Origin of the sequence: Aeromonas sp. S18(2024) (assembly GCF_041402525.1) — a bacterium.
Lineage (GTDB): Bacteria > Pseudomonadota > Gammaproteobacteria > Enterobacterales > Aeromonadaceae > Aeromonas > Aeromonas enteropelogenes.
Window position 1 is genome coordinate 181,336 of sequence record NZ_JBGLQV010000004.1, and the last position, 24,225, is coordinate 205,560.

Below are 24,225 nucleotides of genomic sequence, written 5' to 3' on the forward strand. Positions count from 1 at the left end.
CCTCAAGTCTAAGTCCATTGTTGACATAACTAAGGGCCCCGCTTAGGGGCCCAATATAAAAAAAGCCAAGAAATTCCAACCTTTACTTCAAATGAGAGCAGCAGTTATGAACTTGAAACATTCTCTGTTAGCCATTGCCATGTCTACCGTTTTTGCCACCCAGGTCCAGGCAGCCGATGCCGCCAAGCAAGCCGTGGTCGATTCCCTCGCCAATAACCTGGTGGTCAAGTATGAAGTGGTCACCAACGACGGTGCCGGTGCCGGTCTCGATTGCCAGGCGCTGGGCTCCGAGTGGGCGAGCTGTGGTGTGGCCAAGCTGCACCTGACCAACACCGGTGCCGATGTGACCTCCAAGGACTGGAGCCTCTATGTCTCCTCCATCCGCCGCATCCAGCGGGTGGACAACGACCAGTTCACCATTACCCACCTCACTGGCGACCTCTATCGTTTGACGCCGACCGAGAAGTTCCAGGGGTTTGCCAAGGATGCGACCGTGGAAGTGCCGCTGGTCGTGGAGTACTGGGTATTGTTCGAATCTGACATCATGCCGAACTGGTATGTGGCCAGCGAAGGGGCCGAGCCGAAAGTGCTGGCCAGCATGAGCAACATCAATGATGCCACCACCTACGAGAAGTCGATGCCAGCCGATGGCTGGAAGCGCACCAAGGATGACAACAACATCCTGATGAACAGCGAGACCCGTTTTGCTGCCAACCAGACCAGCACCCTGCTGCCGGCGGGCAAGATCGACAACCAGATCCTGCCGACCCCGATGAAGCAGGTAGTGAAAGCCGGTCCGCAGGTCGACTTCTCCACCATCAAGCTCAACGCCCTTGATCTGCCGACCGATCGCGCCGAGACCCTGAAGGCTCAACTGACCAAGCTGGGTGTTACCCTCTCCGACACCGGCTATCCAGTGACCATCAAACTTGGCAGCAAGGTCAAGCAGGCCGAAGGCTACGACATGACCATCGGCAAGAAGGGCACCGTCATCCAGGGCCATGACATTGCGGGTGCCTTCTGGGGCGCGCAATCCCTGGTATCCCTGCTGGGCGTCGATGACAAGCTGGTCTCCCCGATGAGTGTCGAGGATGCGCCGCGCTTCGAATACCGTGGCATGCAGACCGACGTGGCTCGTCACTTCCGCAGCCTGGACACCATGAAGAAGCTGGTTGACCAGATGTCCGCCACCAAGCTCAACGTACTGCACCTGGGTCTGACCAACGATGAAGGCTGGCGTATCGAGATCCCGGGCCTGCCGGAGTTGACCGATGTCGGCAGCAAGCGTTGCCACGATCTCTCCGAAACTCAGTGCCTGCTGCCGCAGCTCGGCTCCGGCCCGACCAGCGACAACATGGGTACCGGTTTCTACAGCAAGGCTGACTACGTCGAGCTGGTGCGTTATGCCAAGGCTCGCGGCGTGACCGTGATCCCCGAGATCAACATGCCGGCCCACGCCCGTGCCGCCGTGGTTTCCATGGAGGCGCGCTACAAGCGTCTGATGGCAGAAGGCAAAGAGGCCGAAGCTAACCAGTTCCGTCTGACTGACCCGGCGGATACCTCCAACGTCACCTCGGTGCAGTTCTACGACAAGATGTCCTTCATCAACCCCTGCCAGCCGGGTGCCGCCACCTTCGTGGCCAAGGTGATGGATGAAGTGGCCAAGATGCACGAGGCCGCTGGCCAGCCGCTTACCGCTTGGCACTACGGTGGTGACGAGGCGAAGAACATCATGCTGGGTGGTGGTTATCAAGACCCGAATGTCACCAAACCGGAAGAGCTGGTGGGTTGGCGCGGCAATACCGACTGGAGCAAGCAGGACAAGCCGTTTGGCAAGTCCCCCATGTGCCAGAAGATGATCGAGGATGGCAAGATCAAGGACGTGGCCGAGCTGCCGGTCTACTTCGCCAAGGAAGTGAGCGAGATGGTCAAGGGCCACGGCTTCTCCACCCTGCAGGCGTGGGAAGATGGTCTGAAGTACGCCAAGGATGCCAGCGTGTTCGCCACCGACAAGACCCGTGTCAACTTCTGGGAGACCCTCTACTGGGGTGGCTTCAACGAAGCGATGAAGTGGGCTCACAACGGTTATGACGTGGTGCTCTCCAACCCGGATTACCTCTACTTCGACTTCCCGAACGAGGTGCATCCGGCCGAGCGTGGCTACTACTGGGCAACCCGTTTCAACGACACCCGCAAGGTGTTCGCCTTCGCCCCGGAAAACCTGCCGCAGAACGCCGAGACCTCGGTTGACCGCGACGGCAACGCCTTCGTGGCCAAGGGTGACCAGGAGCCGGTCAAGTTCAAGGGTATCTCCGGTCAGCAGTGGAGCGAAACCGTGCGCACCGACGCCCAGTATGAGTACATGGTTTACCCCCGTGTCTTCTCCGTGGCCGAGCGTGCCTGGCACAAGGGTGGCTTCGAGCTGGATTACGTGAAGGGCCGCGAGTTCTCCGGTGAGACCAAGCACGTCAACAAGGCCACTCTGAACAAAGAGTGGAACCAGTTCGCCAACCTGCTGGGTCAGCGCGTACTGCCCAAGCTCGACCAGGCCGGTGTCGAATACCGCCTCTCCGTACCGGGCGCCAGGGTGGTGAACGGTGTGCTGGAAGCGAACGTGGATCTGCCGGGCCTGCCCATCCAGTACAGCCTGGATGGCACCACCTGGACTGCCTACGACGCCGCGGCCAAGCCGAGCGTGACTGGCAAGGTCTACCTGCGCACTGTCAGCTTCGATGGCAAGCGTACCAGCCGTGTGACCGAGCTGAACTGATAGCTCTCAATCCATAACGCAAGGTGGGTCGCAAGACCCGCCTTTCCCAAGACCGGTGGTCATCGGTCTTGGGAAAGGTTGACTATGCGTGTGAGCCTTTGTTGTGTGTATTGTCTGTTTTTCATCACCTTCTGCCCCGCTTCGTGCGGGGCTTTTTTGTGCTTTTTGCTGGAGTTCTTCCCCTGGGCGCTATTTTTGGCGCGTCAATGGCATGGAACGGCCAAATTCAGGTTGAGGCAGGGCGCGTAATGAGGGATCATATCCGGCTTGACGGCGGGGGGATGAGGGTGCCAGCCGGCACAACTTCCGCCAGTGACGCTTTTTTGAGGTGAGCCATGAGTCAGGCGAACAGCCCAACTAACTTTATCCGTCAGATCATTGATGAGGATCTGGCCAGTGGTAAGCACACCAGCGTGCATACCCGTTTTCCGCCCGAGCCGAACGGTTATCTTCACATCGGCCACGCCAAGTCCATCTGCCTGAACTTCGGCATCGCCCGTGACTACCAGGGCCAGTGCAACCTGCGTTTCGATGACACCAACCCGGTCAAAGAAGACATCGAGTATGTCGAGTCCATCAAGCAGGACGTGCAGTGGCTGGGCTTCCAGTGGAATGGCGAGATCTGCTACTCCTCCGACTACTTCGACAAGCTGCACGGTTATGCCGTTGAGCTTATCGAAAAAGGGCTGGCATACGTGGACGAGCTGACCCCCGAGCAGATGCGCGAATACCGCGGTACCCTGACCGCCCCGGGCAAGAACAGCCCGTTCCGCGATCGCTCCGTGGAAGAGAACCTGGCGCTGTTCGAGAAGATGAAAAACGGCGAGTTTGCTGAAGGCACCGCCTGCCTGCGCGCCAAGATCGACATGGCCTCTCCCTTCATGGTGATGCGCGACCCCGTCATCTATCGCATCAAGTTTGCCCACCACCACCAGACCGGTGACAAGTGGTGCATCTATCCGATGTACGACTTCACACACTGCATCTCGGACGCCCTGGAGGGGATCACCCACTCCATCTGTACCCTGGAGTTCCAGGACAACCGTCGTCTGTATGACTGGGTGCTGGACAACATCACCATCGACTGCCACCCGCGCCAGTACGAGTTCTCCCGTCTGAACCTCGAATACACAGTCATGTCCAAGCGCAAGCTGAACCTGCTGGTGACCGAGAAGCACGTGGATGGTTGGGACGATCCGCGCATGCTGACCGTCTCCGGTCTGCGTCGCCGTGGCTATACCCCGGCCTCCATTCGCGAGTTCTGCAAGCGCATCGGTGTGACCAAGCAGGACAACATCGTCGAGATGAGCATGCTGGAAGCCTGCATCCGTGAAGATCTCAACGAGAATGCCCCGCGCGCCATGGCCGTGCTGAATCCGGTGAAGGTCGTCATCGAGAACCTGGCGGCCGACGAAGTGCTGACCGCGCCGGCTCACCCGAGCAAGGCCGAGATGGGCACCCGCGAGCTGAATTTCACCCGCGAGATCTTCATCGACGAGGCTGACTTCAAAGAGGAAGCCAACAAGCAGTTCAAGCGTCTGGTGCTGGGCAAGGAAGTGCGTCTGCGCAACGCCTATGTCATCAAGGCCGAACGGGTCGAGAAGGATGCCGACGGCAAGGTCACCTGCATCTACTGCAGCTACGATGCCGACACCCTGGGCAAGGATCCGGCCGATGGCCGCAAGGTGAAAGGGGTGATCCACTGGGTCAGCGCCACTCACTCCCTGCCTGCCGAGGTGCGTCTCTATGACCGCCTGTTCAAGGTGCCAAATCCGGGTGCCGAAGAGGACTTCGAAGCCGCACTCAACCCGGACTCTCTGGTGATCGTCCAGGGGGCTCGCGTCGAAGCTTCTCTCAAGAACGCCCAGCCGGAGCAGGCTTACCAGTTTGAGCGCGAAGGCTACTTCTGCGCCGACAACAAGCTCTCCAGCCCGGAGCACCTGGTGTTCAACCGCACCGTGGCCCTGCGCGACTCCTGGGGCAAGGTAGAGGGCTAAGCGAGCAGGGCAGGGGAAACCCTGCCCTCTGTTTGGCAATCAGCGTTGCCCAGGACAATAAAAAAGCCAGCATCAGCTGGCTTTTTTATTGTCCGTCATTCAGTGTGTCTGGCGGCTCAGTCGTCGTGCTTGCACTCGCCTGCAGCACAGTGACCATAGAGGTAGAGGCTGTGGTTGGTGAGACGAATGTTGTGCTTCTTGGCGATGTCGCGTTGGCGCTCTTCGATCACCTCGTCGGAAAACTCGATCACCTTGCCGCAGTCGAGGCAGACCAGGTGGTCGTGGTGCTCCTGGGTAGCCAGCTCGAACACCGACTTGCCCCCCTCGAAGTGGTGTCGGGTGACGATGCCGGCATCATCAAACTGGTTGAGAACACGGTAGACGGTGGCAAGACCGATCTCTTCGCCATGATCGATAAGTCGCTTATAGAGATCTTCGGCGCTGGTGTGTTGGCAGTCCGGCTGTTGCAGGATTTCCAGAATTTTGACTCGGGGCAAGGTAATCTTGAGCCCGGCCTTTTTTAACGCTTGGTTGTTGTCTGCCATATTCTACTTATTCGCATTCTCGAAGGTGGGTTTATTCTGAGGGACTGCCGCGGGAATGGCAACCTTGAACTCGCTTGGCCTGTCATTATAGGGCGGCATCCCCAAAAATAAACCCGCTAATTCAAAGGGTTTAGCGAGAGATCCCGCTTTGTATCGAAAAAATCTATCGTTAGGTTCGGCTTGTCGACAGCCTGTATGTTGATAAAATGTAACTTCTGTATATCTGGTCGGATGAGATCCATGGATTGGCTTTTTGACAAGGCAGCGCGAGTGCGCCGCGCCCTCAATGCCTGGCCCCCCTTCTGGGGCGCCGGCATCAAGATAGAGACCCTGAGCGATGATTTTCGTTACTGCAGGGTGACCCTCAAGTCCCGTTGGTGGAACAAGAATGCCAACCGCACCCAGTTCGGTGGCAGCATGTTTGCCATGACGGACCCCATCTACCCACTGATGCTGATGGGGCACTTCAAGAACCGTTACTACGTGTGGGACAAGGCGGGCAGCATCAATTACATCAAGCCCGGCAAGGGCAAGCTGGTGGCCGAGTTCACCCTGACCGAGGGCAAGCTGGCATCGATCGTGGCGGCAACGGCTGCGGGGGACAAGCACTTCCCCGAGTTTGAAGTGACGGTGCAGGACAGCCGGGGCGAGCTGGTCGCTCAGGTCAAGCGCACCCTCTACGTGCGGGCACGGCCGGAACACAGAAATGGCGCAGAATGACGTTTGTACAAAAACAACAAGGGCCCCGTTGGGGCCCTTGTTGTGTTCAGAGAAGATGCAGGGGCGGGATCACTCCAGCTCGGCCAGGCACATCTCTTCATGCAGCTGCTTGCACCAACCCTTGACGCGCTCGGCAGTCAGCTCCGGCTGGCGATCCTCGTCGATACCCAGACCGACGAAGTGCTTGTCGTCTACCAGTGCCTTGGAGGCTTCAAACTCGTAACCGGCAGTCGGCCAGTGGCCGATGATGATGGCGCCTTTGGCTTCGACGATGTCGCGCAGGGTGCCCATGGCATCGAGGAAATATTCGGCATAGTCTTCCTGATCGCCGCATCCGAAGATGGCGACCAGCTTGTTGTTGAAGTCGATTTCGCCCAAGTCAGGGAAGAAGTCATCCCAGTCGGCCTGGGCTTCACCGTAGTACCAAGTCGGGATACCGAACATCAGCAGATCGAAGTTCTCGATGTCGGCCTTGCTGCTCTTGGCTATATCACGGACTTCAATCAGTTGCTTGCCCAGTTCTTTCTGGATCATCTTGGCGACAGCTTCGGTATTACCGGTATCGCTGCCGAAAAACAGACCTACACTTGCCATAGTGTTTAGTTACCCGTGTTTGGTGTTAATGCTTAACGCTCAGACTGCAATGTCCACCGGATAGGCGGACTCAATCTGTTGTTTCAGGATAGATTGGATCAGCTCGGCTCGGCTGATGTTCTGTTGCAACGCAAGTTGGTTCAGGCGCTCCAGCAACTCGGCCTCCACCTTTAACTCTACCCGCTTCAGCCCATTTTCCCGATCGCGTTTAAGCTGGTTACGCTTGTTGATCTTGAGCTGGGTCTCGCGGGGGAGTGGGTTGGTCTTTGGCCTGCCGGGGCGCTTCTCATTTGCGAACAGATCCAGTGTTGTTCGATCAGTTTGCTGTTTGGCCATACATCACAGACGAAAAAAAGTTAGCCGAGACCTGAGCCTTCCCAGCCCAGTTCAATCAGCCCCTTGGCGACAAAACCTGCGCAACCCAGAAACAGCACCAACCAGACGATGAAACGACCGAAACGGGGCACGTTGCCGCGTTTGAGGACGTCCTGAATGGCAAGGCCAATCAATATGAAGATGGCCACAAAGAATAACTTCAGGCCCAAACTTTCGATCAGGTCGATATGTTCACTTAGCATGGATTGCGCACACTCCTTATGACCGGCGCACTATATCACAAAGGATTTGAAACTGTTAACCGCCTGTCGACAGGAAATCCACAACCAGTTTGTTGAACAAAACCGGCTTTTCCGCATGCAGCCAGTGACCGGTTCCGGTAATGACCCGCACTTTTGCCGCCGGAAACTGGGCAAGCGCCGTCTCGCTGTACCGAGGCTGCATATAGTCCGAGTCGCCCCCCTTGATGAAGAGCACGGGCCCCTCGAAGCGGCGATTATCCTCGGGCCAGCCCATGATATTGGCGTAGTTTTGCTCAAGGGCCGGCACGTTGAAACGCCAGCCCCAGCCCGCCTCGGTTTTGGCAAAGGATTTGAGCAGGAACTGGCGAACTCCCGGGATCTCTATGTACTGGGCCAGCTGGGCTTCTGCTTCGCTGCGGCTTTGCGGGGGCGTGGCCAGGGTGGCGTTGAGGCCGGCAAACACATTCTGGTGGCGGGAGTGGGGATAGGCCACCGGCGCCATGTCGGCAACGACCAGCTTGGTGACCCGCGCTGGCGCCAGTTTGGCAACCTGCATCCCCACCTTGCCGCCCATGGAGTGGCCGATGAGCGTCGCCTCAGGGATGGCCAGTTGATCCATCAACGCCAGGATATCGGCGGCCTGGGCGGGGTAGTCCATCTCGTCCGAGTGAAAGGAGGCGCCGTGGTTGCGCAGATCGACGCTGATGACCCGATAGTGTTCACTCAGGGCACGAGCCAGCAATCCCAGGTTGTCGAGGCTGCCGAACAGGCCGTGGATCAGGATGACGGCCGGCCCCTGGCCCTGCTCCTTGAAGTTCAATTCGTGATTATGTTGCAAAATAACACCTTCCCGCTCATGAGTTCGAATGGTGATATGGCTTAACGCACTGGAAAGAAAAGCTTTTCATATCCTGGATAGAGATTTTGTGTGGTTTTTTTTCTAAAAAATCCCATCCAAATTGGCTATCAGTGCGGCCGATCACACACTTGGCCCGCCATTATGCCGTATTCTCGATGAGATTCATGTACATCTGCCAGCCCCTGGCTTGGGCTGTCGGGTCTGCCTATGTATAATCGCCGCATCCGAATTTCGACGAGTCCAGCGCATCCCTATGAAAACCATCGAGCTTGATGACGATCTCTACTTCTATATCGCCAGCCAGACCCGGCACATTGGCGAGAGTGCCTCCGATATTCTGCGCCGTCTGCTGGAACAGCCTGTCCAGGTGACGGCGCCCGTGACCGAGCCAGTCACGGCACCGCAGCCCGTTGCGGCGCGCAGCAACCAGGGAGTGCAGGCGCTGCTCGATTCCGGTGAGCTGCAAAAAGAAGAGAAGTCCATCAACCGCTTCATGCAGGTGCTCAGTACCCTCTACCGGGATGATCCGGCCGGGTTCACTCAGGCTACCGAAATCAAGGGGCGCAAGCGTGTCTATTTTTCGCGGGATCCCGACGCTCTGCGTGCCAGTGGCAGCACCACCAAGCCCAAGCCGGTGCCACAGACCCCGTTCTGGGTGATCACCAATACCAACACCAGCCGCAAGCAGAACATGGTGGCCCAGCTGATGAGCAGCATGGGGTATGACGACGAGGTGATCGCACAGGTGTGCGGCGCAATTTAACGGTTCATCAGACTCAGGCCTTGGTCATCAAGGCCGCCATTACGCAAGGACAACACCATGGCTCAGCATGCTCACGCCGGTCAGCCGGCCCGTTTAAGTGATCTGACCAACATCCCTCGTCTGGTCAGCGCCTACTACCTCAACAAGCCGGACATGAGCCGCCCCGAACAACGCGTGGCGTTTGGTACCTCCGGCCATCGTGGCAGCGCCTTGCACAGCGCCTTTACCGAATCCCACATCCTGGCGGTGACCCAGGCGCTGGTGGAGTACCGCCAGCAGGCCGGTATCACGGGCCCGCTGTTTGTTGGCATGGACACCCATGCTCTCTCCGAATCCGCCTTTGCCAGTGCGGTGGAAGTGCTGGCGGCCAACGGTGTCGAGACCCGCATCCAGGCTGGTCTCGGCTTTACCCCGACCCCGGTCATCTCCCACGCCATTTTGCGCCACAATGCCAGCAAGCCTGCTGCGCGTGCCGACGGCGTGGTGATCACCCCGTCTCACAACCCGCCGGAAGACGGTGGCTTCAAGTACAACCCGCCCCACGGTGGTCCCGCGGAAGGGGAGATCACCAAGTGGGTGGAAGACCGCGCCAACGCCATTCTGGAAGCGGGGCTGGCCGGCGTGAAACGCATGCCGTTCGCCGATGCGCTCAAGAGCCCGTTCGTGGTCGAACACGACTATGTCACCCCCTATGTGGATGATCTGAAGAACGTGCTGGATCTGGATGCCATCAAGCAGGCCGGCATCAAGATTGGCGTGGATCCCCTGGGTGGCTCAGGTGTCGCCTACTGGGATGTCATCGCCAAGACCTATGATCTCGACATCGAAGTGGTCAACTATCGCGTCGATCCGACCTTCTCCTTCATGACCCTGGACAAGGACGGCAAGATCCGGATGGACTGCTCCAGCCCGTTCGCCATGGCGAGCCTGATTGCCCTCAAAGACAAGTTCGACATCGCTCTTGGCAACGACCCCGATTACGACCGTCACGGCATCGTCACCAAGGCGGGCCTGATGAACCCGAACCACTATCTGGCGGTGGCCATCCAGTATCTGTTCACCCACAGAACCGGCTGGTCCAGGGATGCTGCCGTCGGCAAGACGCTGGTCTCCTCCTCGATGATTGACCGGGTTGCCGGCGAGATTGGCCGCACCCTGAAAGAGGTGCCGGTCGGCTTCAAGTGGTTCGTGGATGGTCTCTACAGCGGCGAGTTCGGCTTTGGCGGCGAGGAGAGCGCGGGCGCCTCCTTCCTGCGCAAGGATGGCACCGTCTGGACCACCGACAAGGATGGCTTCATCCTGGCGCTGTTGGCTGCCGAAATTCTGGCAGTCACCGGCAAGGATCCCCAGGCGCACTACGACGCGTTGGAGGCCAAGTTCGGCCGCTCCAGCTACCGCCGCATCGACGCACCGGCCAACAGCGCGCAAAAAGCGGTACTCTCCAAGCTGGATCCGGCGCTGGTTGAAGCCTCCACCCTGGCCGGCGAGCCTATCGTTGCCAAGCTGACCAAGGCGCCCGGCAACGACGCCGCCATCGGTGGCCTCAAGGTGGTGACCGAAAACGGCTGGTTCGCGGCGCGCCCCTCCGGCACCGAGTCCATCTACAAGATCTACATGGAAAGCTTCAAGGGCGAGGAACACCTGGATCTTATCCAGCAGGAAGCCCAGCAGATCGTCTCCGCGGCCCTGGCCAAGGCTGGCGTCTAGGCAAGGCCTAACGCCGGAGCCTGAATTCCCCGGGCCGACATGCAACGAGAAAGAGGAGCCATCACGGCTCCTCTTTTTTGTCTGTGCAGACGATGACTGCTGCCCGCGGCAGGCGGTCAGTGGCTTACAGACAGGCCTGCATCTGTGCCAGCACGATCTGAACCTTGGCGGGGTCCGGATGGGTGCGTCCCAGCACGCGCAAGCCCCACAGCATGGTCATCAGCAGGGCGGCGGTCGCCGGCACATCTCTATCCGGCGCCAGTTCCCCCTGCGCCTGTGCCTGTTGCAGCGCCTGCGTCACCAGTTGCTCGACCTCGGCGAGGTGCGCGCTGACTGCCGCCTGTATGGTGTCGTGGTGGCGCCCCACCTCCAGCAAGGTATTGACCAGCAGGCAGCCGCGATGGGCCTCGCAGGCGATGGCATCCCGCGCCACGGCATCGAGCAGCGCCCGCACGCCAGCCAGGGGAGAATCCTCCGACGCCAGCAGCGCGCGGATCTGTTCCAGGCTCTTGGCAGAATAACGCTGCAACACCTCGATGAAGAGTCCCTCCTTGGAGGAGAAGGCCCCGTACAGGCTGCTGGGCTTGAGGCCCATCTTCTCGACCAGCGCCGCTATGCCGGTGTTGCTGAATCCCGTGTCCCAGAAGGCGTCGAGGGCGATGTCCAGGATGTTGTCTCTGTCAAATGATGCGGGTCTTGCCATGGTGTCACCTGCCGTGAGGAGATTGTTTTTTAGTGGTCGCTACAAAATAAGCTTGACCGACTGCCGGCCCCTGATTGATATTGTAGCGACCACTACAAAAAGGATGACAATCATGCAGACTCTGGAACAAAAAATCAAAGCCTACGACGAGATCAAGCAGAGCAAGGTCCCGGCTCATATTCTGGCGGTGATGGATCAGGCGACCGAGCAGCTCAGGGAAACCGCCCTCGAACAGGGGGCACTCACCACTGGCGCGCAGATCCCCGATTTCGCGCTGCCGGATCAGCACGGGGTGATCCGTCCGCTCTCTCACTACCTCGCGCAGGGGCCGGTCGTGCTCAACATCTACCGCGGCGGTTGGTGCCCCTACTGCAATCTGGAGATGCAGGCCCTCAACGCCGTGCTGCCGGAGTTTCGGGCTCGTGGCGTCAACCTCATCGGACTGACTCCGGAGAAACCGAGCTCGGCCCAGGATACCCTCACCGCCAACGGGCTGGCGATCACCGTGCTCAGCGACGAAGGCAACCGGGTATCGGCCTCCCTGGGACTGGTATTCACGCTTGCCGAGGAGCTGCGCCCAATCTATGAGAGTTTTGGCATCGATATTCCGGCGAGCAACGGGGATGACAGCTTCACCCTGCCGGTGCCAGCCACCTATGTGATTGGCCAGGATGGCACCGTGCTCTATCACTTCGTCAACGTGGATTACACCAAGCGGGTCGAACCTGCGACCCTGGTGGCCGTACTGGACGAGTTGGCTGCGGCGGGGAAAATCTAAAAAAACAGCGCCGGCTTGCCGGCGCTGCTGCTCTTTGTATTCAGGTAGAGAAGACACCCGGCATGGCACTCCTTGCCGGGTTGTCTTTTTGCCGGGCGTCTCAGTATCCGCCGCGGGCGCTCTTGACCGCCAGCCCCAGCTGCCACACCGCCATGGCGTAGTGGGTGCTGTGGTTGTAGCGGGTGATGGTGTAGAAGTTGGGCAGTCCGTACCAGTATTGGTAGCCGGTACCGACATCCAGACGCAGCAGGCTCGCCTCGCTGTGATTGCCAAGGCTGCTGGTGGGGGTGAGACCGGCGCGACGCAAGGAAGCGACGGGGTAGCGAGTCTGGAAACCATGTTCGTAGCCGGGCATCTGGCCCTGACCACGCACGGCCACCGGTTGCCCCTTCTCCCAGCCATGAGCCTTGAAGTAGTTGGCCACGCTGCCGATGGCATCCACCGGGTCCCAGAGGTTGGTGTGGCCATTGTTGTTGAAGTCCACCGCATAGCGCTGGAAGCTGGACGGCATAAATTGGCCATAACCCATGGCCCCTGCGTAGGAACCTGTCGGCGCGGTGGGGTCCATCCCCTCATCTCGGGTCATCACCAGGAAGGATTCCAGTTCGCCGGTGAAAAATTCCGCCCGGCGCGGGTAGTCAAATGCCAGGGTGGCCAGCGCATCCAGGATGCGGGTTTTGCCCATCACCCGACCCCAGCGGGTCTCCACACCGATGATGCCGACGATGATCTCGGGCGGCACCCCATAGAGTTGCTGGGCACGGTTGAGCTCGTTCTCGTATTCGCGCCAGAACGCGACGCCATTTTGCACATTGTCCGGGGTGATGAACTTGGCGCGGTAGCGATTCCAGGCACCGGTCGGGCCTGTGGGCTTGCTGCTGCTCGGCCCCTGGGCATCCATCAGGCGGATGATCCAGTCATAACGCTCGGCCTGGGCCAGCACCTGATGGAGGTGGGCACTGTCAAAACCATGCTTGTCGACCATCCGCTGTACGAACCTGTCCACGTTGGGGCGATTGGCGAAGTCTCCCTTGCTGATCCCCTGTGAATAGACGGGTTTGCTCGGCGGCGTCTGGTTGATAAAGGCGCTATTGGGCTGGGGTTTGACCACGGGCTTGGCTTCAGGCGTGCTGCTGCAGCCGCCGATCAAGGGGAATACGGAGAGAGTGAGTAGACAGACAAGGCGACGCATAGGGTTCTCATGAGCCTGAAAAAGAGTGCCGACATGGTAAAACATTGCCATCCATGCGCAAGTGCCAGTGCAGTGTGGCTGGCGCTTATTTTGTTCCCTGACGCAGGGTATGGTAGCCGCTCCAGAGCCGGGTCAGGGTGGTGATGAGGCAGAGCAGGGCAAAGCCGTAAGCGAGTGACGCAAAACCGGCGGGCCACAGACACATCAGCACGAACAGGGCGATGGTTTCGCTCCCCTCGGTCAACCCTCCGAGGTAATAGAGCGACTTGTGGTGATAGACGGGGTTATCGATCCCCCGCTTGCCCGCCATGATGGCGAAGGCGAGAAAGCTCGAGCCCGTGCCCATGAAGGCAAACAGCAGGGTGGCGGCGGACAGGGCGTTGGCGGGGTCGCTCAGGGCGAACCCCAGCACCACGGCGGCGTAGAAGATGAAGTCGAGGGTGATGTCGAGAAAACCGCCGCAGTCGGTGATCCCCGTCTCCCGTGCCACGGCGCCATCCAGCCCGTCCAGCATGCGATTGAGCAGGATGGCGAGCAGTGCCCAGAGATAAAGGTCAAAGGCCAGCAGCGGCAGTGCCAGCATGCCGATGGCAAAGCCGGTGAGACTCACCTGGTTGGCGCTGATCCCCATGCGGCACAAGGGCTTGGCCAGCCGGGTGAGGGGGCTGCGAATGACGGGGATGAGGTAGCGATCGAACAAGGTCAGGATCCTCAGCAAACAGGGATGGAAAGGGTGAGGTCGAGGATGGTGCCGGGAGCATCCTCTTCATCGTGAGTGACCAGGATGGCGGGGATCGCCAGCATCCTTATCTGCTCGAACACCAGGGCGCGAAATGCCGCCCGCAGCGGCTTGTCGAGGCGGGAGAAGGGCTCGTCCAGCAGCAGGGCTTGCGGTTCGGCCAGCAGAGCCCGCAGCAGGCTGACGCGTGCCTTCTGGCCGCCGGAGAGCGACCCCGGCAGCTTGTCTGCCTGATCCGCCAGCGCCACCTGTGCCAGGGCCTCCAGCGCTTTCGCCCGCCGGGCTCCGCTTCCCTTGAGGGTGGCGGGCATGCCGAATATCAGGTTCTCGGCCACCGTCAGGTGGGCAAACAGCAGGTCATCCTGAAACAGCATGCCGATGTGCCTCGCCTGCGGAGAAAGGGGGGTGAGCCGTCGCTCGCCGAGCCGGATCTCCCCCTCCAGCCGAAGGGGTCCCTTGGGGGGCAAGACGCCCGCCAGCGCCGCCAGCAGCGAGCTCTTGCCACAACCACTGGGGCCCATCAGGGTCAGCACCTCGCCGGGGGCGATGGCGAGCGCGGGTAACGACAGCAAGGGATCTTGCCCAAGGTAGAGGTGAAGGGGCGTGGTGCTTAGCATCGAGACGTTCCCGTGTTTATCGGGCGCCCTTGAGCGCCGGGTTGAGGCGACCTGGCAGCCAGAGCGCCAGCAGATAGATTGCCAGTGGCACTAGCAGTTGCAACAGGCCGTAGAGCCCGGCCAGTCGCCGGTTGAGGCCGCTGCCGATGGCCACCGCTTCCGTGGTGATGGTGACCACCCGACCTGCGCCAAACAGCAGGGTCGGCAGATATTGGGCGAGGCTCACTGCCGCTCCCACCGCGAACGAGAAAAGCAGCGGACGGGCCAGCAAGGGCCCCTTCACCCGCCACCAGGTGCGCCAGGGACTGGCGCCGAGCAAGAGCGCCGTCTGGGTGAGACGGGGATCGAACTGGCGATAGGGACCGTGCAGACAGAGATAGACGTAGGGAAACACGAACAGCAGCTGGCTCCAGAGCACCCAACCCCAGCCAATCCCGCCACCCAGCCAGTCGAGCCCGAGCCGGATGCCAAACAGCAGGCTGGCCTGGGGCAACAGCAACGGCAGACAGATGAGCCAGAGCGGCCAGGGGCGACGCCCCTGTTGCGCCTCCAGGCTCAATACCGCCAGCAGCAGGGCCAGCGCCGCGCTTGCCAGGGCCAGCAGGGCGCTGTCGACGAGCAGGGGCATCAGGTCCGGCAGCAGCACCAGCCAGTGCTGGCCGCTCCATTGACTTGGCCACAGATCCGGGAAGGACCAGCGTCGCGCCAGCGACCAGAGCAGCAGGGCCGCCAGCACCGCCAGGTTGATGGCAAACAGGGCGGCCACACAGAGGCAGGCCAGCCTGGCCGCCAAGGGGCGCGATGCGCGGCGCTGTCCGTCGAGCCAGGTCTGCTTGCCATACCTCTGATGAGCCCACTCCAGCAGCCTCATCGCCGCTAGCAGCAACAGGCTGATGGCCAGCAGCAGCAGGGCGCCGCTAGCGGTGACGCCGCGCCAGCCAAGATCCGGATCCTGATACCAGAGCCACAGCCTGACCGCCAGCGGAGCGGGGGTATCCGGGCCCAGCAGCTGGGCGAGATCCACCACCGCCACCCCGTAGGCGGCGACCGCATAGAGTGGCAGGCGCAGGGCGGGCCAGAGGGCGGGCAGCAGCAGGCGCCACCAGATCTGCGGGGCACTGAAGCCCAGGCTCGCCCCGAGCCACTGCTGGCGCGCCAGTTTGGCGGGCTCCAGGGCCGCCAGCGTCATCAACAGCAGAAACGGCGTCTCCTTCATGATGAGCGCCAGGATCAAGCCAAGTCCCCAGGGATCCCGGATGGTCTGCCAATCGGGGGGAAACTCGAACCCGGTCAGGGAGGGAGAGACGAGGCGCAGCAGCCAGCCTGAGGGGGCGAGCAGGAAGGCAAAGCCGATGGCGAAGGCGACGTGGGGCAGGGCCAGCAGGGGGGAGAGCAGGCGGCGCAGCCAGCGAAAACAGGGGGGCTCGTCACCCTGCTGACCGCTTTGTGCCAGCAGCAGGGCGGTCAGCAGCAGGCTGCCGAGGGTCGAGGCCGCGCCAATCCACAGGCTCAGGGCCGCCGAGTGCCAGAGTCCGGGCTGAGCCAGCAGGCGATGGAGGTTTAACTGGCTTAGCCCGCTGCCCAGCAGTTGCCACACCCCCACCAGCACGGGCGCCGCCAGCAGGAGGGCGCAAGCGCAGGTGAAGAGGGGACGCCAGCCTGGCAGCCGGTTGTTGGTGGTTGATGGCATCAGTGGCCGTAGCGTTCGGCCCAGGCTTCTTCAAGCCTGAGCTGCCAGCTGGGGTGGGGCTCTGCCACCGCCTTGAAGCGCAGCGCCGGCGTCTGGCTGGCCGAGGCGGGCAGGGCGTCGGCCCGCAGCACGCTGGGATCGCCCCAGAAGGCGGGATCAGCCTTGCGAGCCTGGGCCGCCGGGCTTAGCAGGAAATTGGCCGCCACCTTGGCGCCGGCACGGGCGCTGGCGTTGAACGGGATGGCGAGAAAGTGGCTGTTGGTCAGCGCCCCCTTTGCCATGGCCACCGCGACCACGCCAGGTGGCAGGGCACCGTTTTGCACCGCGCTCTGGGCCTCTCCCGGGTTGAAGCTGATGGCCATGGCCAGCTCGCCGTCATCCAGCAGCTGGCGGGTCTCGGCGGCGCTGGCAGGAAACAGCTTGCCCTTGCGCCAGAGCGCCGGGTGCAGCTCATCGAGCCAGGCCCAGAGGGGCACAGTCAGGCGGTCAAACTCGGCATCGGTCGCCTCCCGATAGAGGGGGGCGGGATCCGGGGTGAGCTCCAGCAGGATTTGCTTGAGAAAGCTCGAGCCGTGGAACTGGGGCGGCTTGGGATAGGTGAAGCGGCCAGGGTTGGCCTTGGCCCAGACGAGCAGGGCGGAGGCCGAGGTGGGGGACGTGGCGACCTCCTCTCCGTTGACCATCAGGTTGAGCTGGCCTATGCCCCAAGGAGCCTCGAGCCCCGCTACCGGCACGGTGAAGTCCTCACTTACCGGCAGACTGGTATCCACCAGGGCCATGTTGGGCAGCTCCCCGGTGAAGGGGGCCCCCAGCAGTTCCTGTTCTTTCATCGCCTTGAAGTTCTCGCCATTGACCCAGAGCAGATCGATGGGGCCGCCTGCGAGCTTGCCCGCCTGTTTATTGGCAAGCAGCTGGCTGACGCTCGGGGCTATGTCATCCACCTTGACCTGCACCAGCTTGACCCCGTACTGGCGCTCGAGCTCCTGCCCGGCCCACACCAGATAGCCGTTGATCTCCGGGCTGCCGCCCCAGGCGTTGAAGTAAACAGTCTGGCCTTTGGCCTCGTCCAGCGTCTGCTGCCAGCGGGCATCGGGGGCCGGGTTCTCGCCGGCAAGCAGGGAGCCGCTTGCCAGCAGGGGCAGGGCGCAGACCAGGGTTTTGAGCAGGGGCAAGGTCTTGAGCATGAATGTCACCTAAGGGATCAGGCGCCGCGGCGCCAGTTGTGATAACGGGCCAGCATGGCCAGGGTGCGGGTGGGCTGGTGGGCCCGTTTCCACTCGCCAGCCACGTATTTGTTCCCCTCCATCAGGGTGGGATAGGCGTGGATGGTTGCGAGGATCTTGCCAAGCCCAAGCTTGTGGCGCATGGCGAGGACGAATTCGGCAATCCGCTCGCCGGCGTGAGTGCCCACTATGGTGGCACCCAGGATCTTGTCCTTGCCCGGCACGGTCAGCACCTCGACAAAGCCCTCACGCTCACCGTCGGCGATGGCGCGATCGAGCTCGGCCAGATCGAAGCGGGTCGCCTCGAATGCAATGCCTTGCCCCTCGGCCTCTTTGCGATTGAGGCCCACCCGGGCAATCTCGGGGCTGGTGTAGGTAGCCGCCGGGATCACCCGGTAGTCGGCGCGAAAGCGCTTGAGCTGGCCGAACAGGGCGTTGACGGCGGCATACCAGGCCTGATGAGCGGCAAAGTGGGTGAACTGATAGGGGCCTGCCACGTCCCCCACCGCCAGAATGCTGGGGTAGTTGGTGGCCAGAAAGCCGTCTACTGCTACTGTGCCGCGCGGCGCCAGCGTCACCCCCAGCTCTTCCAGCCCGAAACCGCTCACGTTGGCGACCCGGCCCAGCGCCAGCAGCAGCTGATCCCCTTCGAACACTTGGGTCTCGTCACCCCGGCGCAGGTGCAGCCGGATGGGCAGCCCATCCTCTATGGCTTGGTATTGCGCCCGCTCGGCGCGCCAGCCGGTGAGAAGGGTGACGCCATCCCGCTCCATCTGGTGGCGCAGTGCCTCGGCCACCTCCCGCTCCTCTCGTGGCAACAGCTGATCGGCCAGCTCCACCAGGGTGACGGGGATGCCGAGCAGAGCGAAGCTCTGGGCCAGCTCGCAGCCGATGGGGCCGCCGCCGAGTACCAGCAGGCGGCGCGGCGGGGTGCGCAGCTGCCACAGGGTGTCCGAGGTGAGGTAGGGCACCTCATCAAGTCCCGGTAAATCGGGCACCAGCGGTCTGGCGCCGGTGGCGATGACCACGTGGCGGGTGGTGAGGCGCCGGCCGTTGACGTCGACCTCCCAGGGGGAGACCAGCCGAGCCGCTCCCTCGATACACTCCACCCCCAGCCCCTGGTAACGCTCGACAGAGTCGTGAGGCTCGACCTCCCTGATCACCTGCGCGACCCGTTCCATCACGGCGGCAAAATCAGCCTCGCTCTGGCTCGGACTAAAGCCGAGCTCGCCCGCCTTGCGCTGCTCGGCAGCAAAGCGGGCTGCGCGGATCAGCGCCTTGGAGGGGACGCAACCGGTGTTGAGGCAATCTCCCCCCATCCTGTGCTTTTCGATCAGGGCCACTTTGGCCTTTACCGCCGCGGCGATATAGCTGGTGACCAGGCCGCCGGCGCCGGCGCCGATCACCACCAGGTTGTAGTCGTAGCGGATCGGCTTTTGAAAAGGGGCGTGCAGGCGGCGCAGGGCAAGGGTCTGCGCCAGTTTTTTCATCAGCCAGGGCATCAGCCCCAAGAGGGTCAGCGCCACCATCAGGCCGGGGGAGAGAATATTGCCGGTGCTGGTGAGGGTCGCCAGCTCGCTCCCTGCCAGCACGAAGACGAAGGTGCCGGGCAGCATGCCAAGCTGGCTCACCCAGTAGTAGGTACTGACTCTGATGGGAGTCAGCCCCATCAGCAGGTTGACCAGAAAGAAGGGGAATATGGGGATGAGGCGCAGGCTCAGCAGATAGAAGGCGCCATCTTTTGCCATCCCCGCCTGGAAGGTGGCCAGCTTGTCGCCAAAGCGGGCGCTCACCCAGTCGCGCAGCAGGAAGCGGGCGCTGAGAAACGCCAGGGTGGCGCCGAGCGAGCTGGCAAACGAGACCAGTAGCAGCCCCCACGCCACGCCAAAGACAGCGCTGCCTGCCAGGGTGAGCAGGCTGGCTCCCGGCAGGGAGAGGGCGGTGCTGAGCACATAGATCACCAGAAACAGCAGGCTGGCCGCGACAAAATGGCGGTCGACCCACAGCGCCAGGCTCTCTTGGTGAGCCTGCAGCTGGGAGAGACTCAGATAGTGGCCGAGATCGAACGCGAAAAAGGCGCCGATGAGGCAGCCCATCACCAGCAGAAGCAGCAGACGGGCTCGCGTCATTTGGCGTCCTTGTCGGCGTTGGCATCGGTCGGGCGCGCTGGCTGCACCGGCAGCTGGCAGAAGCCCTGGGGAGCGATGTCGAGGGCCGCATTGAACTTGGCCGACATGTTCTGGAAGGCGATAAGGCCGGTCAGCTCCACCATGGCGTCGTCATCGAACCACGGCTTGAGACGGGCAGCCTGCTCGTCGCTCACACCATCCAGCCCTGTCATCGCCTCTGTGTAGTCGAGCACGGCCCGCTCCCGCTCGTCGAACAAGGGGCTTTCGCGCCACTCGGCCAGGGCCTCCACCTTCTCGCTGGAGCCGGCCCGCTTGATGAGGGTCATGGCATTGATGTCGACGCAGAAACGGCACCAGTTGAGCTGGGAGACCCGCACCGTCACCAGGGAGCGCAGCACGGGATCGATGGGAGAGCGTTTGCGGTTGATGACGCCATAGAGAGTTGCCACGGCGGCAAACAGCCTGGGGGAGCGGCCCCAGCACTTGCCCGGGATCAGCACCTGGCCGTAGTTGCGTTTTTGCAGCCAGAAAAAGGGGCGGATAAACCAGGCATACTCCTGATCCGGTTTGACCTCGACGCGCATTGCTACTCCTCTTCTTTGTTCTTCTTCATCATCTTGGGTTTGTATGCCCCACCCAACCGCTCGTTGAGCCGATCCAGAAAGCAGTTGATCCGTGCCCGGTTGGTGCCCAGGTCACTGCGCCCCTGACGGGAGGCGGAGCGCATGTCGATGCGGGTCTCTTTGGGGCCGGTAAAGACCCGCAGCGCCACATCATCCTGAAAGCCGAACCAGGGGGTGGTGACAACGGCATCGAGCCCGTGGGGGCTCGGACGTACCTGCCAGCCCAGCTCTGTCATCAGTGCGTTGGCCTCGGCGATCACCTCGGCCCCGGAGGCGCGGGTATAGAGAGGACCGGGGTTGCCGGCAAAAACTTTCAGGGGAGGCGCATTGACGGGCAGATCCGCCGGGGTTCTGAGTTCGCTGGCCCAGCTCAGGGCGGGGGGATGATAGGGATCCGTGCTGACATCGTTGGTCAGTGGCATGCGCCACGCCTGCACCAGGAACAGCAGGGGCAACAGCAGCGGGATGGCCCCCCACAGGTTGGATGCCTTGTTTCGGCTCCAGGGCAAACGTACCAGCAGGAAGAGGGAGAGCAACGCCCCGGCCAGACAGAGGGTAAAACCCAGCCACCAGGGCCAGAGATGGATACGGCTACCGAGGGCCCCTACCAGAGGAACGAACCAGGCCAGCAGTGGCCACAAGATGGTGCTGGGCATAGGGCGGGATCCATGGATTGAGTGGGCAATGCCGAGAAGGATAAACCTAATAGCCTGATAACGTTAGCAAATTGAAGCCTGTTCGGCGATTTTTTGGCCATGGAGGCATGAGGAAAAAAGGAGGGTGCCCGCAGGAGGAGCACCACAGGGGAGCGCATTAGTTGCGGTAGAGGACCTTGGTATTGTGCTCTTAAGATAAATTCGGATTCGCCTAAATTTGGTACAAAACGTGAGTGCAGTGCTGTAAACGCTCAACAATGGACGGCTAATTATCTAATTCCACAGTATCTTGTGGTTTTTAAAGCATAGGAAAAATGATCTCCTAGCATGAATTTTGCCAATTGCCTCTCATTTTAAAACAGTAGCCTTACAAAAACTCATAAATTTCAATATAATGACTAAAATATTAATTTAGGTGGTAGTATGTCTGGTTATTTAATAAAAATCAAAACAAAAATACCTTATTCAGATAAGGTTGTTGATATTGATCTGGATGGGAAGACACTAATCTTAACTGGAGGGAACGGTTGCGGTAAAACGCAACTAATGGATCACCTATTCAAAAAGCTGAAAGAATATATAATCGATAGAAATAATTATACTGTTGAGCAACTTCAAAGCAATCTTGCCTCCTATCAATACAACTTTGATATTATAGGTCCTGCACATCAGAACTATAATCATTTTAAAGAGCAAATTGAGAATACAAAAGCTAAAATAAAAGAAGTTGAAAATCCACCTATTCAAATATGTAGCCTTGAAGATTTTGTCGTAAAGTATCAAAATTTTAAGGCTGTTTTGGTTTCTTTTGAGGCTATGAGGAAGTCTGAGATCACAAAACCATCAACTGTAACAAGTCTTGATGCTTTACGTTCAAAAGATAAAGAGTTTACACAAAAGATCTATTCAAATTTAAATTCTTCTTCAATTTTTGAAGAGTTTCTTGTTTCAAATATAGCTAATCAGGCGTTCTCAGAGTCGAGTAAAATAAATAATAATCCTGAAGAGGCTATGCGCATTGAAAAATGGTTTTCTAAGCTAGAAACTGACCTGCAAGATCTTTTTGAGGATAATAGTCTAAGGTTGGTATTCAAATCAGATACCTTGTCATTCGAAATCCATCAGCCACATAAAGATCCATATACATTTCAAAGTTTATCTTCTGGTTTCTCTTCAATCATGGCGGTATATGCAGATTTGATTACGAAAGTATCTCTTCGTTCAATTGACCCAGATGAATTAACAGGGATTGTTCTGATCGATGAAGTTGATGCGCATCTACATGTTTCATTACAAAAGAAAATTCTCGCTTTTTTAAAGAGAGCATTCCCCAAAGTACAATTTATTGTTAGTACACATTCGCCATTTGTAGTCTCATCGGTTGATGATGCAGTGATCTATGACCTATCACGTCTTGAGCAGGTTGATGATCTCTCGATGTACTCCTACGAAGCTGTATTAGAAGGGTTGTTTGGTGTACTCCCCATATCCAGTCTGCTTCAAAAAAATATAGCTAAATTAGCTGTTTTATTGAATAGATCACCTCTTAATATTGATGGCGTCCAGGCGTTACTGGATCTACTTCCATCTGATTATGCCGCTTTGGATGATGAGTCTTTGTATTTTGTTAAATCTGCTAAAATCGCTCTTAGCAAAGCGAAGAGGTCGTAATATGTTCAATGTTGTTAGAAATGAACCAGCCCCAGCTTCGCTTGCTAATAAAGTAAAGTATGATTCTCAGGACGTATGGGAGGCTTTGAACAGGGTATTCCATAAAAAATGCTATATTTGTGAGACGAAAGAGCCTCAAGATATAAATGTAGAGCACTTTGTTCCACATCAAGGTGATAAAAATATAAAGTTCGATTGGAATAATCTCTATTTTTCATGCGGTCGGTGTAATAATATAAAGTTGGCTAATTATAATGACCTTATTGACTGTTGTGATACAAATGTTGATGTTTTAAGGGCCATCAAACATGTTCCACCCGTAACTCCACACGCAAAAAAGCTCCAAATAGAAGCTCAAGTTAATAATGAAAAAACCAATTTAACTGTAGAGTTGCTAGATAAGATATTCAATAGTACGCATACACCGAATAAGACTGTTTCTGCGTCTTTTTTAAGAGGGCGAGTGTTCTCACAATACAATCTATTGTTAGATCTTCTAGATAAATATTATACCGAAACGGTATTGCCACAAGAAAAAGAAATTGCATTGGAAAGAATGAAGCTATTAGTTAAAGCATCTGCACCCTACAGCGCTTTTCTCAGTTGGTGCATATTGGAGGATAACGAGCTAGGTCCTTTATTGAATGACTTTATTGGTGTTGCTGAGTAGCAAAGAAAAAGAGCTGGCGTATACGCCAGCTCTTTTTCTCTCAATTCCGATATAAAACTTTGATCAGGTGAAAGCCGAACTTGGTGCGCACCGGTCCCAATACCTTGAGCAACTCCCCCTTGAAGACGGCATCGTCGAAAGATTTGACCATGTCCCCCTTGGAAAACTCCCCCAGATCGCCGAAGCGCTTGCCGGAGGGGCAGGTGGAGAAACGCTTGGCCATCTGGCCGAAGTCGGCGCCCTTCTCGATCTTCTCCTTGATCTCCAGACACTGTTTCTCTGTCTTGACCAGGATGTGCTGGGCACAGGCTTTTTTCATGGGGCGCTCCTCGGGTTAACGGGTGGATGGCAAATCGGGGGCGCAAGGGTACCCCAAATTGCCCTCCGCGTCAGCCGTCCGGGTCACGTTTGGCAGAGCCTTGCCGCCATCAGGGGTGGCTGCTGGTGGCCAGTTGCGCTCTGGGGCGAGCCTGCCAGAGGATTTCCAGTCCCAGCAGGGCATAGAGGCTCCAGATGGCCAGCGGGTTGAGCCATTCGCCACCAAGCTGCATCGTCAGCAAGGCAGCTGCCGCCAGCAACAGTGTGATGCCGGGCAGGCGCCAGTAAGCGGGCAGGGGAGCCAGCAATGCCATGGTCAGCAGGATGGCGAGACCAAATGGCAGGTTGAGTGCGGTAAAGGCCAGCGCCTGCTGGCCGTTCATGCCGGTCAGCAGCGCCAGCAGGGCGCTGCAACAGGCGAGAAAAGTGATGAATTCGAGCCGGTCGGCAATGTAGTCAGCCATCTGTTCGCTACGGGCATGCATGATGGGATCTCCTTCGGTTGATGGCTTGAGTGTGCGCGAGGGCGTCAGACAAGGGCAGCGGGATAATTCGATTGCACTGAACGAGCCTGTCTCAATCCCGCGTGGCGCGGGCCTTGTCGCGGGATAGCGGGGTTTGAGAGGCTGGCTGCTCAATCGACAGGCAGGTTCCGACAAGCCTTGTCGTGGCACACCCACGGA

At 59.1% G+C, this 24,225-nt stretch carries 24 protein-coding genes; 8 read left to right on the top strand and 16 right to left on the bottom strand.

Annotated features, from left to right (window positions below; genetic code table 11):
* Positions 1–106: 106 nt before the first annotated feature.
* Together ACB034_RS09320 and glnS are read left to right on the top strand one after the other, a co-directional pair.
* Complete coding sequence (locus ACB034_RS09320) at positions 107–2,770, top strand: beta-N-acetylhexosaminidase (protein ID WP_371172673.1); 2,664 nt, start codon at positions 107–109, stop codon at positions 2,768–2,770.
* Between the two features lie 335 nt (positions 2,771–3,105).
* Positions 3,106–4,767, top strand: a complete 1,662-nt coding sequence (gene glnS, locus ACB034_RS09325; RefSeq protein WP_201977030.1) for a glutamine--tRNA ligase — start codon at positions 3,106–3,108, stop codon at positions 4,765–4,767.
* Positions 4,768–4,883: 116 nt separating this feature from the next.
* Here the strand turns inward: glnS and fur are convergent, their stop codons facing one another.
* The gene (gene fur / locus ACB034_RS09330; protein ID WP_371172674.1) at positions 4,884–5,312 is read right to left on the bottom strand and encodes a ferric iron uptake transcriptional regulator; all 429 of its coding nucleotides are present in this window, start codon (positions 5,310–5,312) and stop codon (positions 4,884–4,886) included.
* Between the two features lie 240 nt (positions 5,313–5,552).
* Between fur and ACB034_RS09335 the strand changes: the two genes are divergently transcribed.
* Positions 5,553–6,032, top strand: a complete 480-nt coding sequence (locus tag ACB034_RS09335) for a DUF4442 domain-containing protein (RefSeq protein ID WP_026457521.1) — start codon at positions 5,553–5,555, stop codon at positions 6,030–6,032.
* 69 nt (positions 6,033–6,101) lie between these two features.
* Here ACB034_RS09335 and fldA read toward each other — a convergent pair whose 3' ends face one another.
* From fldA to ACB034_RS09355, 4 genes are read right to left on the bottom strand one after another with little or no spacing between them, the layout of a single operon-like run.
* Positions 6,102–6,626, bottom strand: a complete 525-nt coding sequence (fldA, locus tag ACB034_RS09340) for a flavodoxin FldA (protein ID WP_026457522.1) — start codon at positions 6,624–6,626, stop codon at positions 6,102–6,104.
* Between the two features lie 39 nt (positions 6,627–6,665).
* Entirely contained in the window at positions 6,666–6,962 is a 297-nt protein-coding gene (ybfE, locus tag ACB034_RS09345) for a LexA regulated protein (RefSeq protein ID WP_026457523.1), read from the bottom strand.
* Positions 6,963–6,982: 20 nt separating this feature from the next.
* A complete protein-coding gene (locus tag ACB034_RS09350; RefSeq protein ID WP_005334296.1) occupies positions 6,983–7,204 on the bottom strand; it encodes a DUF2788 domain-containing protein in 222 nt (73 codons plus the stop codon).
* A 55-nt stretch (positions 7,205–7,259) separates the two neighbouring features.
* Positions 7,260–8,024 (bottom strand): alpha/beta fold hydrolase, encoded by a 765-nt coding sequence (locus ACB034_RS09355; protein ID WP_338612444.1) that lies wholly within the window; start codon positions 8,022–8,024, stop codon positions 7,260–7,262.
* A 292-nt stretch (positions 8,025–8,316) separates the two neighbouring features.
* Between ACB034_RS09355 and seqA the strand changes: the two genes are divergently transcribed.
* On the top strand, positions 8,317–8,826 hold the full coding sequence (gene seqA / locus ACB034_RS09360; protein WP_026457525.1) for a replication initiation negative regulator SeqA: 510 nt from the start codon (positions 8,317–8,319) through the stop codon (positions 8,824–8,826).
* A gap of 57 nt (positions 8,827–8,883) precedes the next feature.
* Positions 8,884–10,533, top strand: coding sequence for a phosphoglucomutase (alpha-D-glucose-1,6-bisphosphate-dependent) (gene pgm, locus ACB034_RS09365; protein WP_216992678.1), 1,650 nt, complete (start codon positions 8,884–8,886; stop codon positions 10,531–10,533).
* Between the two features lie 124 nt (positions 10,534–10,657).
* Here the strand turns inward: pgm and ACB034_RS09370 are convergent, their stop codons facing one another.
* Complete coding sequence (locus ACB034_RS09370) at positions 10,658–11,236, bottom strand: TetR/AcrR family transcriptional regulator (protein ID WP_216992677.1); 579 nt, start codon at positions 11,234–11,236, stop codon at positions 10,658–10,660.
* Positions 11,237–11,348: 112 nt separating this feature from the next.
* On the opposite strand from ACB034_RS09370, the gene ACB034_RS09375 reads away from it, so the two are divergent.
* On the top strand, positions 11,349–12,014 hold the full coding sequence (locus tag ACB034_RS09375) for a peroxiredoxin-like family protein (RefSeq protein WP_371172675.1): 666 nt from the start codon (positions 11,349–11,351) through the stop codon (positions 12,012–12,014).
* A 100-nt stretch (positions 12,015–12,114) separates the two neighbouring features.
* Here the strand turns inward: ACB034_RS09375 and mltB are convergent, their stop codons facing one another.
* The 8 genes from mltB to ACB034_RS09415 all read right to left on the bottom strand — a co-directional run bounded on the left by mltB (position 12,115) and on the right by ACB034_RS09415 (position 20,883).
* Positions 12,115–13,206: a lytic murein transglycosylase B gene (gene mltB / locus ACB034_RS09380; RefSeq protein WP_371172676.1), complete on the bottom strand. Its 1,092-nt coding sequence runs from the start codon at positions 13,204–13,206 to the stop codon at positions 12,115–12,117.
* Positions 13,207–13,291: 85 nt separating this feature from the next.
* Positions 13,292–13,906 (bottom strand): CDP-alcohol phosphatidyltransferase family protein, encoded by a 615-nt coding sequence (locus ACB034_RS09385; RefSeq protein WP_342009566.1) that lies wholly within the window; start codon positions 13,904–13,906, stop codon positions 13,292–13,294.
* A gap of 11 nt (positions 13,907–13,917) precedes the next feature.
* The gene (locus ACB034_RS09390) at positions 13,918–14,562 is read right to left on the bottom strand and encodes an ATP-binding cassette domain-containing protein (protein ID WP_371172677.1); all 645 of its coding nucleotides are present in this window, start codon (positions 14,560–14,562) and stop codon (positions 13,918–13,920) included.
* A gap of 16 nt (positions 14,563–14,578) precedes the next feature.
* The gene (locus ACB034_RS09395; RefSeq protein WP_371172678.1) at positions 14,579–16,252 is read right to left on the bottom strand and encodes an ABC transporter permease; all 1,674 of its coding nucleotides are present in this window, start codon (positions 16,250–16,252) and stop codon (positions 14,579–14,581) included.
* Positions 16,252–17,436: an ABC transporter substrate-binding protein gene (locus tag ACB034_RS09400; protein WP_371172679.1), complete on the bottom strand. Its 1,185-nt coding sequence runs from the start codon at positions 17,434–17,436 to the stop codon at positions 16,252–16,254. The genes ACB034_RS09395 and ACB034_RS09400 overlap by 1 nt, the downstream gene beginning before the upstream one ends.
* A gap of 17 nt (positions 17,437–17,453) precedes the next feature.
* Complete coding sequence (locus ACB034_RS09405) at positions 17,454–19,604, bottom strand: FAD-dependent oxidoreductase (RefSeq protein WP_371172680.1); 2,151 nt, start codon at positions 19,602–19,604, stop codon at positions 17,454–17,456.
* Positions 19,601–20,188, bottom strand: coding sequence for a carboxymuconolactone decarboxylase family protein (locus tag ACB034_RS09410; protein WP_342009571.1), 588 nt, complete (start codon positions 20,186–20,188; stop codon positions 19,601–19,603). The genes ACB034_RS09405 and ACB034_RS09410 overlap by 4 nt, the downstream gene beginning before the upstream one ends.
* A 2-nt stretch (positions 20,189–20,190) precedes the next feature.
* Positions 20,191–20,883 (bottom strand): DUF1499 domain-containing protein, encoded by a 693-nt coding sequence (locus ACB034_RS09415; RefSeq protein WP_042072013.1) that lies wholly within the window; start codon positions 20,881–20,883, stop codon positions 20,191–20,193.
* A 423-nt stretch (positions 20,884–21,306) separates the two neighbouring features.
* Here ACB034_RS09415 and ACB034_RS09420 point away from each other — a divergent pair, with 423 nt between their 5' ends.
* Complete coding sequence (locus ACB034_RS09420) at positions 21,307–22,554, top strand: AAA family ATPase (protein WP_371172681.1); 1,248 nt, start codon at positions 21,307–21,309, stop codon at positions 22,552–22,554.
* Between the two features lies 1 nt (position 22,555).
* Positions 22,556–23,224: a hypothetical protein gene (locus tag ACB034_RS09425; RefSeq protein WP_371172682.1), complete on the top strand. Its 669-nt coding sequence runs from the start codon at positions 22,556–22,558 to the stop codon at positions 23,222–23,224.
* 40 nt (positions 23,225–23,264) lie between these two features.
* Here the strand turns inward: ACB034_RS09425 and ACB034_RS09430 are convergent, their stop codons facing one another.
* Positions 23,265–23,543, bottom strand: coding sequence for a peptidylprolyl isomerase (locus tag ACB034_RS09430; RefSeq protein ID WP_026457964.1), 279 nt, complete (start codon positions 23,541–23,543; stop codon positions 23,265–23,267).
* A gap of 109 nt (positions 23,544–23,652) precedes the next feature.
* The gene (locus tag ACB034_RS09435) at positions 23,653–24,027 is read right to left on the bottom strand and encodes a hypothetical protein (RefSeq protein ID WP_026457965.1); all 375 of its coding nucleotides are present in this window, start codon (positions 24,025–24,027) and stop codon (positions 23,653–23,655) included.
* Positions 24,028–24,225 lie beyond the last annotated feature (198 nt).